General features: G+C 31.3%; 8 protein-coding genes. 2 read left to right on the forward strand and 6 right to left on the reverse strand.

What is annotated here, in order from left to right; genetic code table 11:
- Nucleotides 1-324 precede the first annotated feature (324 nt).
- A complete protein-coding gene (locus BS101_RS17030) occupies nt 325-1209 on the reverse strand; it encodes an SLAP domain-containing protein (RefSeq protein WP_073539911.1) in 885 nt (294 codons plus the stop codon).
- A gap of 273 nt (nt 1210-1482) precedes the next feature.
- Here BS101_RS17030 and BS101_RS17035 point away from each other — a divergent pair, with 273 nt between their 5' ends.
- Nucleotides 1483-3225 carry a WG repeat-containing protein gene (locus tag BS101_RS17035; RefSeq protein WP_073539912.1) on the forward strand — a complete coding sequence of 581 codons (1743 nt, stop codon included), beginning with the start codon at nt 1483-1485 and terminating at the stop codon, nt 3223-3225.
- A 156-nt stretch (nt 3226-3381) separates the two neighbouring features.
- Here BS101_RS17035 and BS101_RS17040 read toward each other — a convergent pair whose 3' ends face one another.
- From BS101_RS17040 to BS101_RS17055, 4 genes are all read right to left on the reverse strand, one after another.
- The gene (locus BS101_RS17040) at nt 3382-3948 is read right to left on the reverse strand and encodes a Uma2 family endonuclease (protein ID WP_073539913.1); all 567 of its coding nucleotides are present in this window, start codon (nt 3946-3948) and stop codon (nt 3382-3384) included.
- 135 nt (nt 3949-4083) lie between these two features.
- A complete protein-coding gene (locus tag BS101_RS17045; RefSeq protein WP_073539914.1) occupies nt 4084-4512 on the reverse strand; it encodes a hypothetical protein in 429 nt (142 codons plus the stop codon).
- A gap of 284 nt (nt 4513-4796) precedes the next feature.
- Nucleotides 4797-5957: a TolC family protein gene (locus BS101_RS17050; RefSeq protein WP_073539915.1), complete on the reverse strand. Its 1161-nt coding sequence runs from the start codon at nt 5955-5957 to the stop codon at nt 4797-4799.
- A 14-nt stretch (nt 5958-5971) separates the two neighbouring features.
- Nucleotides 5972-7099: a TolC family protein gene (locus tag BS101_RS17055; protein WP_073539916.1), complete on the reverse strand. Its 1128-nt coding sequence runs from the start codon at nt 7097-7099 to the stop codon at nt 5972-5974.
- A 248-nt stretch (nt 7100-7347) separates the two neighbouring features.
- Between BS101_RS17055 and BS101_RS17060 the strand changes: the two genes are divergently transcribed.
- Nucleotides 7348-8904 carry a cell wall-binding repeat-containing protein gene (locus BS101_RS17060; protein ID WP_073539917.1) on the forward strand — a complete coding sequence of 519 codons (1557 nt, stop codon included), beginning with the start codon at nt 7348-7350 and terminating at the stop codon, nt 8902-8904.
- Nucleotides 8905-9012: 108 nt separating this feature from the next.
- On the opposite strand, the gene BS101_RS17065 is transcribed toward BS101_RS17060, so the two are convergent.
- Entirely contained in the window at nt 9013-12327 is a 3315-nt protein-coding gene (locus BS101_RS17065; RefSeq protein ID WP_073539918.1) for a cell wall-binding repeat-containing protein, read from the reverse strand.
- Nucleotides 12328-12354: the final 27 nt, after the last annotated feature.

Raw genomic sequence — 12354 nt, forward strand, 5'->3', positions numbered from 1 at the left:
CTCCCTCCTCATTTATATTTTTTTAATTTAAAATTCAATATATTTATTGAATAATTTATTATTTCACAAATTTGATACAATTACACTATTATTATACTATAAAGATAATTGTTTTCCAACCATTCACAGAAAATTTATACATAAACATAATTATTTTCTAAATATTTATTATAGAATATATAATTTTATAGTCGTATAGTTTTCAATTTTTTTAATATGTATATAAAAAAACAGATATCATCCAATGCATTTACTTAAAATTTGGAAATAAAAAAGGTTATCCTAAAATCAATACCTTTAGGATAACCTCGTGATTTTTCAATTTTATTTTTTTGGTTTCACAGCCTTAATATTTTTGCCTCCATTTATTTTCACCAGCCTATAAATCACAGACCAGTCATTTAATGAAGTATCTTCCTCTGGATGTACGTTAGTTGGAAAAGCAAAATTGCATATTCTGGCTTTATAAGGGTTTACTGTAAAATCATCTAATGTGAATTTTTCTGATTTAACAGCCCTTTTTTTAGCATCCAATACAGTTATAGGTACTTTATCAATAGTAATTGGTTTGTCTGTAGCATTTCTCATTACTGCTGTAACTAATATATTTCCGTTTTTTTGCAGACCTACACTAAAAGTGGATATAGAAAATTCTCCTTGTGTCATTTCTGGCAGTTCTTCTAAAAATTTGTCAAATACAAGCTTGTCCTTTACATCTATGCTTTCTGGAATCCCTTCATATCTGGGTCTTACCTTTGAAGTTATATTAAATTCACCATTTAACGCAACCTTCCAGTCATCTTCAGGTATTTTATCTACCTTAATATTCTTTTTATCAAAGTAGAGTTTTAAAGGTCTTGCCGAATGAGGTGGAAGTGTTCCAAGAGATGACAGATTAAACTTCTGAGATGCTAAAATATCACCTTTGGAATTTGTAATTACAAGAGGTATTTTATTTAGATTTAAATTGTATGAAAGTCCATTTCTTATATATACTTTAACTTCAAGTTTATCTCCTACATCATAAAGGTATATACCAGACACATTAAGCTGCCCCTCCTCTATAGGGGGTAATTCTTTTATTTCATCTTCAAAAATTTCTTTTTGTACATCGGAAACTACATTTTCCTCTTCATCTAAAAGAGAAAGAACCGTGGAAACATATTCTGTGCTGGTATTTTCCTCGCCATGTTCTGTTTTCTTTACCATTATTAAACCTCCAAATTTCTCATAATAACTCATTTAACTTCTAACTCTCTTGATTTATCTTAATTAAATATATCATAAGGATTTTCTAAAATCAAATGCAATTTTCATGGTAATTTTTCTATTTAAGGATTCATATTTATAATATAATGTATTTTTAATTTTACAGCACAACAGCGATTGTAACAATTTTACACAATAATTATGCTGAATTACAATATTCTACTGTGAATAATATGGTATAATAACCTAAAAAAACATAGGGAGGGAAAAATTTTGAAAGATTTCTTTAAAAAATATTGTAGTTTAATTCTGACTTCTCTATTTCTCTTAAATTGTATACCCTTTGAAAATTCTGAAGTACTAGCATCAAACAACAAAAAATATTCAATAATAGATTTAAATCTATCTGCAGATGGCATATATGCCTTTGAAAATAATGGTCTGGCAAAGTTTAAAAAGGATGGTGTATACGGTATTGTGGATAATAATGGGGCAATAATCTTCACTCCTCAATTTAGTTCTATATCTTCCTTCAAAAATAGCTATGCCAAGGTTTCCAAAGGATCAAAATTTGGCGTTATAAATTCAAAAGGAGATATTATAGTACAACCTCAATTTAAAGACATAGGAGATTTTTCTAAAGAGGGAACGGCTGCTGTGAATACAGGTTCTTACTGGGGTATAATAAACCGTTTTGGCAAGATGATTATAGAACCTGAATTTGACACTGTATATGATTTTGAAAATGGATTCATGCGGGTAAAAAAAGATAATAAGTATGGATTTTTAGACAGCAGCGGAAATATACTTTCAGATTGTATATATGATAACGCCTACAACTTTCAAGATAACTATGCCGCTGTAAAAAAGGGTGCTTCCTGGGGTATTATAGATGATAAAGGAACCTTTACACCCTTTAACTTTGATGAAATAAAGTCTCCTTCTCAAGGAATGGTACCTATAAAAGAAGGTGATAACTGGGGACTTTCAGATATAAATGGCAATATAATTTTACAACCTAAGTACAAAGATATATCAATCCTAAATAAAAATCTAATTAAAGTCTATAGTGGCAGCAAATATGGAATTATAGACACAAATGGCAATACAATTTTAAGTATGGATTATGAAAGTATTATATCTAATGAAGATGGTGTATACCTAATATGTAAAAATGGAGAATACGGAGTTGTAAACTCCCTGGGTAAAATAATAGTACAGCCTAAATTTGACTGGATAGATAATTATAAAGAAGGAAAAGCTATCACAAAACTCAACAATACTTATGGATTTATAGATACCAAGGGCAATATAATTTATAAATCAGAATTTAGTAAAATATATGCTTTCAGCGAAGGACTGGCCAGAGTACAGAAAGATAATAAATACGGATTTATAAACGATAGTGGAGATATAGTGATTGAACCTATATTCAATAACGCTTATGACTTTAGTGAAGGCTATGCAGCTGTTGAAAAAAACACAGGCTCTTCAAATGTTGAAGATTCAAAGAACATAAACAAATATTTAAAATGGGGATATATAGACAGACAAAATTCTACTTTTATCTCCTATAACTTTAACAATGCCTCTTCTTTTAATAATGGATGTGCACTTATTATAAAGGATGGTAAATGCAGTCTTGTAAAAAATTCTGATATAAAATTTATGCCAAACAACACCACAACAGATCCTTTTAAAATCTGGACAATAAAATTCAGTAAATCCCTTCAGAATAAAACTACTAAAGATTCTGAGGATGAAATACTAAATGATATAAATATGACTATGACAGATAATATTAAAGTTACTGACAGCAGCGGAAAATATATAAATGTATCTTTTACTTTTGAAAGTCCGGACACTATAGTAATAAATCCTCCCTATACTGGTTATAAAGCTAATGCAACCTATACCATTACAGTACTTAGCAATGGAAAATACAATATTAGAGACATGGATGGAAATATTTTAAAACCTTCTATTGTGAAAGTTCCCTTTTCAATTGCCAACTAGAGGGATACATTCAAACAACGATTTAAAGTTTGGGAATTTTCCTGTCAGAAACCTATAAAAAAGAGGGATATGCCTAGATTTCAATTATACAAATTTAAGTATATCCCTTTTAGCATCCCTATAATCTAACTTTTTTAGTTCTTAACTCTGCCTATCTTAAAAAATCTTTTTTAAATCAATGATCAAATTATCAAAAATACTCACCTTTATTTCATCTGTATTATTGTAAATTTGTGGTTTACCATACTTGTCATCTCTACTGACTTTATAAACTAAAACATTTTCATCTTTAGGATCTACAATCCAGTATTCTCTGACACCATACTCCCCATATAAATTAAGCTTTTTTACATAGTCTAAAAAAGTTGAAGATGGTGAAACTATTTCAATTATGAAATCCGGTGCTCCTTTAGCACCTCTATAATCTAACTTATGCTCATCACATATAACTGCAATATCTGGCTGAACCACATTTTTTATTTCTTCATCTTCCTCTCCATCAGATAATCTAACATCAAAAGGTGCTGCATATACTTTACAGGTTTTATCTAATAAATATGTCTTTATATAAAAAAATAAATTTCCTGATATTTCTTGATGTATTCTTGAAGGAGCTGGACTCATTGCATAAACTTCGCCATCTATTATTTCCCATTTTTTATCTTCTTTCCAACTTAAATAATCTTTATAAGTATATTTTTCTTTTTTAATAGGAATGGCCACCAATATCACTCCTTTGATTATTATGTTTTAATTTTAACATATTACTTATAAATTAAACATAAAAAAAGAAAAATCTATAAATAGATTTTTCCAAAACAAAGCGGAAGAAAATACTTCACAATTGCAAACTGTGAATTACTTTATGGTTATATCCACTACTTTTTTATTGTCTCTTACAGCCATTACATTAACTGGCATTTTATCATATTTCTTTTTTATGTTTTCACCATATTCCTGTGCCAGTTTTTTTACTTCCTGATCACTGACTCCTTCTTTAATTACCATAGTGACTATAGCTTTATTATGCTGCGTGTATACTTTTCCATCCAATATAATCTTTTCCCTTTTAAGCTTTTTAGTCTTACTCTCATCTTCAGTTATACCAAGTATTTTATTTTCTTTGGCCTGTTCAATTTTAACAGGATCTTTAGAATCCACAACCTTTTTGTGATAAAAATATCCTGATATACAAGCAATAACCACTATAATAAATACAATCAGTCCTATTGTCTTATTCTTATTTTCAACCATTTTATCCTTTAGCAATTTAAGCTTATCTTTCATAAAAAGCACCCCCTGGATTAATTCACTATTCACTATTCACTATTCACAATGGAGGAAGATCTTTCTATGAAAAATCTACAATAAATTATGAATTGTGCTCTATGAACTGTGCATTGAATAAGCAAATCCATTCTATCATACTTATTACAATTTAACAGTTATCCTGCGGGTTATTCATAAAAAATTAAGAATTATCATTAATAGATTTAATATAAAAAGGTATAAGTTTATTGATATAATCTCAAATAAACTTATACCTATTGAACTAGTGAATTGTGCATTAATTAAAGGTCTTTGGTAAGAGCATATTCAAATTGATCTGATAGTATCATATAATTATCCACAGCATTTTTTAAATTCACTTTTTCACTTTCAAGAGCAAGGGCATAAGAATCCAATTCAACCTGAGTTAAAACCCCTGCCTGAACTTTAGCTGCCGCAATATCATAATTCATTTTTGCATTATCTACTTTTATCTGCTGTGTATTTACCGTATCCTCACTATTTTTAAGGGTATAATACTGATTCCATAACTCTACTCTTTTATTCAATTGAATGGTATAAATACTATTTTGTGCCGTCTGTATTTGAAGCCCTGCATTGACTTCTCCCGTTGCATCATTATAGGAATATTTTTTGTATATATCCTCCTGTATTTTGAGTATGTCAATATTGTTTGTTATCTTTTTAAGGTCATAGCAATTATTAACTGCCTGATCAATTCTTGATTGTATATTACTGTCATCAAATTTTACAAATTCTCTTCCTATCTCCTGTAAGGTTACATCCATATTTAAATCAACATTTATAGCTTGTTTTATATTTAATTGATACTGTTGTAATTGAGCCTTTGGAGTATTAAGTGAAGCTATAAAATTACTTTTTTGTACTTCAAGATTTTGAAGAGCATCATTGGTTAACTGTCCCTGCTGTATTTTTGCATTTGTCTGTTCAATTTGTTTATCCATGTTTTCTATCTGGGAATTTATAACACTTATCTGTCTCTGACAGCTTACTGCATTTAAATATTGTCCTTCCAGGCTAAATTTTATATCTTGTAATGTCTCTTTTCTATCATTTTCAGCATCCTCAATATTTTGCTGATCCTGTCTAGGTACAACATCTATTAAAACCTTTATAGATGCATACTGGCCTGCAGGATAGTTAGAGGGACTTTTATCACTATATGAAGCTGCATTTTGATGATCTCTTGAAAACTGTTTTTGATAAAGGAGTATCTTCTGATCAAGCATCTCAATTTCCTTATTATTTGTCTCTATAAGTTTTAACAAATCATCCAAAGTAAAATTAGTAAGTTCACTAGCATCTGTAGAAATAGTGGTCTCTGTAGTACCAGATGATGGTAAGGCCTCTTCTGCAAAACAAGTAGTGCCAATAGTAAAGACCATGGCAAGTCCAATTACTACACTTAATTTTTTTTTCAATTTTTTTACCTCCTTTAATATGTAATTTTTGATATATCACTTCCGATGCCGCAGGCAGTATTTAATTTAAACTGTGCCATCCATATATCTCTCTGGAGTGATTTTAAATCATTTTGAGCAGTTTTAAGATTTACCTTCTGTGAATCAAAATCTATTTTGCTCAATACCCCCACATTGTACTTTACCAGTGCCGTATTATAATTTTTTTCAGCCAGAGCAAGAGCATCTTTTTTAGAATCTATCATTTTACATTTAGTTTGTAAATCATTATAAAGCTTATTTATATCATTAGTTATGTATAACTTATCTAACTCCAAGGTATCCTTAGCTTTATCTAAATTATACTGTCCAATCTTATTACTGGTCTCATATTTGGACGGATATACTCCTTTTATGACATTATACTCAAATTCTTTTAAATTTATATTTTCCTGCCCTATTACAATTTCCCCTCTATTTTCAAGTGCATCACTTACATAATCATCATAACTTCTTATATAAGGTGCTTCTTCAGTTTTATCTTTAAGAGGGGTATCATATTTTACATATACATCTATATCAAATATTTGATTCAACTTCATAATCTGAAGATCATAATCCCTTTGTGCTTTGTTAAGACTGGCCTTTGCATCATAGTAAGATACCTCTGCCTGTTTTACATCTGCCTCTGTCACAACTCCCAAATTCAATTTTAGCTTTGCACTATCATAAAGCTGTTCAGAATTATCAAACTTTTGCTGCTGTAAATCCAATGCATCTTTACTGTTCATAACTGCTGTATACTGTGTATAAGCATCTACTTTAACTTTGTTTTCAACAATTTCTTTTTCCTCGGTATATTTATAAATAGAAAATTTAGCCTGACGCGGAGCAACAGACATACCCTGCATAACCGTCAATTTAGTGTACGTATCTAAATCATCATTTAACTGGTCTGCATAGCTACTGGCATTTTTGGCCGCCTGATTATAAGAATTTTCAGCCTGTTGTATTGAAATATCAGCATTTTTAACTTCATAAGTACTGTCAATATTGTTACTTATCAAACTGTCAATATCTAGGGTATTTCCCTGTGCAAAAGCCATAGTACTTGTACAAAAACTCAGAACAACTGCAGCAGCAAGTATTTTAATCTTATTCATATTTTCCTCCTTCCATATGTTAAAATATTTTCTTAAAAAATATAATATTTCAATCATGAACTGATTTTACCACAATTACAAACATATTTCCATAGTTAGAATTACAATTACCAGGATGTAAAATCTTACAATAATATTTTTAATTACTGTATTATTAAAAATATTTTACCATAATTTACTTATATAGTATTTTAAATATTTATGATAGACTTTAAATGTACATTATTATCGAGGGGGATGTAACTTTTATGAAAAAAGCAATAGGATTCGCTATGTCAATAGCTTTGATGTTTTGTATGTCCAATATTGCCTATGCCAAAACTACATACAATGTAACAAGATTTGCAGGTTTGGACAGATACAAAACTTCTTTAAAAATTTCAAACAACTTTCAACAGGGAAATTTGCAGAATATAATACTTGCCAGCGGAAGAGATTTTCCAGATGCACTGGGAGGAAGTGTTTTATCTAAAAAATATAATGCTCCCATACTCCTTATAAATACTGATTTAAGTGAAAATTCCGATGCCATAGAGTACATAAAAAATCATGTAGATAAGTCTGGAACGCTATACGCTTTGGGAGGCACTGCATCAATAAGTGACGAATTCCTAAACTACATGAAACAGTCAGGTTACAAAAATATTATAAGGCTTGGAGGAAAAAATAGATTTGACACCAACAAATCTGTAATAAATTCCATGAAAGTGGAAAAGGGAACTCCTATAGTTATTGCAAATGGATGGGGATTTGCAGATGCCCTAAGTATATCCAGTGTAGCTGCTTCAAGAGGATATCCTATATTTATGACAGGAGATGCTTATCTTCCAGAGGAGACCAAAAGCCTTATTTCAGATATCAACCCCAGTGATGTTTACATAATAGGTGGACAAGGTTCTGTAAAAGATGGAGTAATAAACCAGTTAAAATCTCTTGTACCATCTTTAAAAGACAACAACATAATAAGAGTAGATGGACAAACTAGGTATGAAACTTCCCTAAATATATGTAAATATTTTAACCTGGATACAGATACAGTAGTACTGGCCAGTGGTGCAAATTTTCCTGATGCATTATCTGGAAGTGCCCTAGCTTCTAAATTAAATGCCTCCATTCTTCTCACAGATGGCAATGACATATCCAACCAGAAAAGCTTTATGGATGAAAAGAAATATGAAAAGGTAGTAATCTTGGGAGGTATAGGCGTTATAGACTTGCCTGTGGAATACCTGTTGAAATCTCCATCAGATGTGGTTGAATCTGAAAAAAACTATGTAAACAATTTAAAAACTTATTGTGAATCATATAATGACAAAAATACAAATGTATCAGAACAATTAAATGGAACCTATAATAATATTATTGATATAATATCAAATTTGGATTCTGCCGCTAGCAGTTATGAAATGTCCCAAAGACTTGGAGAACTGATTGAATCATTTGAAGAAAGTATTTCCTATTTATCTGATTATAAAAATGAACTTATTTCACTTAGAGATAACGTATCGAATCTCTCCATACCAGAAGGATTGGAAACTCTAAACAACCAATATTTAGATAGTATAAATACTCAAATCGAAACTACAAATAAAATATTGGATTATATGAATAACTGCAATAATATATTTACTGCTCTTAAAAATGCAGTAGATACTTCAGACTTGGACAAAATAAGCGAAGAAGCAAACAAGCTTGAAAATTTATCCAGTGATATGGATACAATTTCAAATATAGAAAATGGAAATGAGGGTATAAGCAGCTTATATACCCGCATCACCACAGCCTTAAATAATTTACAACAGTGATTATAATAAGCCTTTTCCTATATTTAAGGAAAAGGCTTATTACAATTCATAGTGTACAATTTATAGGTTTTTCGCAGAAAAAATCATCCTAAATCGTGAATTGTTCTACTAATCGGCAGTTATAGTTCTTCCATCTAAATCTTCACTAGACGGAACATAAAGTGTATATCCCGAGTCATCATGTTTTTCACTTCTTACGTTGATTTCAGAACTGTCACTATTGGCATAAATATAAATTTTATCTCCCTCTTCGAAAGTTCCATTATTGAACCTGTAGATAACTTTTCTTCCATCTATAGTTACTCCGGTAGGAGATAATTCTTCTCCATCACTATCTTTAAATATAAAATCATCCTTATAAGAAGTTTTTATGTCATTATCAATATCCTGATTGAATACTATAGTCACAGTATTCCCATTTGAGCCTTCAGCTGACCATAAATCCGATCTGGTCATAGGTGGAATATATACTTTTGTAGAACCAGATCTTATATTACGCCCTGCCCAATCCACAGAATTGGTATTTGTAACACTAACTGTAGCACTACTCCCGGAATCTTTTATATCATCTATCTTTTCATTATTTTTAATTCCAGCTTTAAACATAAGAATTACATCATTTCCACTGCAATAGCCGCTATCTGGAGCATTCCCGGCTACTTTAAAATCGCTTAAACTGAGTATATCAAGAGGAGAAGACAGTGAAACCTTTACTTCTATATCATTATCCTCAAAAGTCATTTTTGCAGTATCTGACACAATTTTAGGCCCATCACTGGAATCAATAGTAATTTGTCCCATATAGGATCCAAGATCCAATGGATTTCCACTTGCATCTTTTACATTTTTTACTCCCATTTCATAAACACTTGTACCCCCACTTCCAGTTCCTATTGTAAAACTGGACGGAAATTCTATGGTTACACTCTTATAATCCAAACTGCCAGTAATTACAGCACTAGTTGGGAGGGTTCTTATATCTCCATTTCCATCCCTAAAAAGATAATTTGAGGAGGATTCTAAAGAAGACGGATCCATGACCTTTGTAAAAGACATAGCCACAGCATGAGAGTTATCACTTCTTCTTAATATTTCATCTACACTTACCCCTTCAGTATCTGTACCTTCAAGTGTAACAGTATAAGGATCCATGATATTTGGAACTGCATTTGTATCAATAATGTTTTCCACTTTTAATGTGTATTTGGAACCATTTAAGGTGCCATCTTCAAATTTAATATTAAAGGTTCTTTTACTATTCCCATCCACAGTTACTGCGTATATATCATCAATTTTATAAGTTATATCCGCACCACTGGAGTCAAGTATAGTATAATTTCCCTTGTCTGTAGCATAACTTCTTGTTATATCCTTATTAAATTTAACCCTTATGGTTTCCTCATCAAATATACTGGCAGAAGTGATGGTAGGCTTGTCTGTATCCCCACCTACATAGAAATTCATATTGGTTTTAGTAACATAGTTTCCAAAAGTATCTTCTATGTCTTCACTTATGGTAATTGTATTTGAACCTGACTTAAGTACATTTTCTAATTTTGTGATTTTAACTATGGTATCTTCTGAGCCCTTGTCAAAAGTTACGTAAGAAGAATCTACATTTACTGTAGTATCATTTATTTTATAATTTGTAGGTTCTAAAGCTGTCTGTTGATCCATAGGTCTATTATACTCTATATAGACGGTATCTGAATTTTCACTGGTTACACTTTCCACCTGAGGACTTCCTGATATATAGTTTACTGTAAAATTCTTAGATGTACTGCTTAAAGGGAACCCAGCCGCATTATCAAATTTAACTCCTGATTCTCCATTTGGTACAGTGAATGTATTTGTGCCTATCGGAAGAGGAGAATTAAAATAAAGTTCCACTCCATCTGCCCACTTTCCATTTAGAGATTGATCTCTAAATTCAGTATCTGATGTATTTAATCCGAATGCAGTTACATTTTGCCTATTTATCTTAAATGAAGATAATTCATCATCGGTCATCCTAATAGGTTCTGAGAATTTAACCACAAGTTTATTTCCCCCTACCGCGGTTACCGAATCAAGAGTAGGTACAGTAACAGATGAAAAAGTAATCTTTTTTTCATACTTATCTATAACAGTAGTGGAGTCTTTAGTATTTATAGCATTTTTCACTGTAAAAGTTACCTCTTTGTTCTGCTGAAAAGCATTAGAAAATGTAATTAAAACTGTTCTATTATCTTCCTGAAGAGTAGCCGTTGCCTGGGTTTCAGAAACAGACCCTAAATAACTACCACTAATTTCATAATTTGCAGCTCTCTCTGCAGAATCTTCATCCACATCGGTATTAAATACAACTTTTATCTGATTAAGCCCATTGGTAGTTACAGAGGCAACAGTGGCACTTTCTACACTACTTCCTGAAGCTGCTGCATTTATATCAGAAATGGTATTTTCAGAAACTACTCCTTCTTCTTCTATAAGATTTAAGTCTGTAGTTTCCGTTACTTTATCTCTTATGTAATTCAGTGCATTTGATGTAGACGTATCATCATCTTCTCCAATAAGCACTAATGGAGAAGAATTAATTCCTGCTACAGAAGCAGCAATCAGTGCATCTGTATACCTGTCTCCACTGACATTTGCAATATACAGTTTATCAGCCTTTAAATCACTATCGTATTGATTTAATATATTTAAATTTGTATCAAATCTATTGTCTCCTCCAGATATTCTGGATACAGCTCCTAGTTCATTATAAATTTCACTATTTATTAAATTTTCCGTACTGAGTACGGTTACTTCTGAATTATTACTCTTCACAAAATCTACTATGGACTTCATAGTTTCCGTATTATTTACACCAAGCAAAAGTATTTGTCCTTTTGCAGCAGCAATAGGTGCCGCAGAAAGAGAATCTGCAAAACCTTCTCCTGAAACCAACATCATGTTACCCGTATCTACACCGAGCTTCACAAGCTGCTGGGCTACCTTAAGATTAGTTTCATATCTATTTTTTCCACCTAATTCAATTAAATTGTAGCCATCATTTTTAAGCTCATCCCTTATGCTTTGTGATATTGAAGCTGTTCCTCCTATTATATATATATTTTCAGGATTTAACTGTTCAAGAGCGGATTTAGCATAGGAATTAAGAGAATTAGACTTCGTTAAAAGTATAGGTGCTTTTAACTGCTTAGAAATTGCTGTGGAGCTAATAGCATCTGCATACCCTTCCCCTGAGGCTAAGACTACATCAGTGGAGGTAGTCCAATTTTTTTCTGCAACAACAGCTGCAGTTTCATAACAATCTGCTCCAGACAGTTCTGTAACCTGTCCTACTGCCGCTTTAACTTTGGTAAAAGGCAGTGAAGCTGAAAGAATCAGGGATACCACTGCTATACTACTTACAGCTTTTATGGTACTTCTATTCATATATTATAACCTCCTATCTTTTTAGCA

Source organism: Clostridium kluyveri (assembly GCF_001902295.1).
GTDB lineage: Bacteria > Bacillota > Clostridia > Clostridiales > Clostridiaceae > Clostridium_B > Clostridium_B kluyveri_B.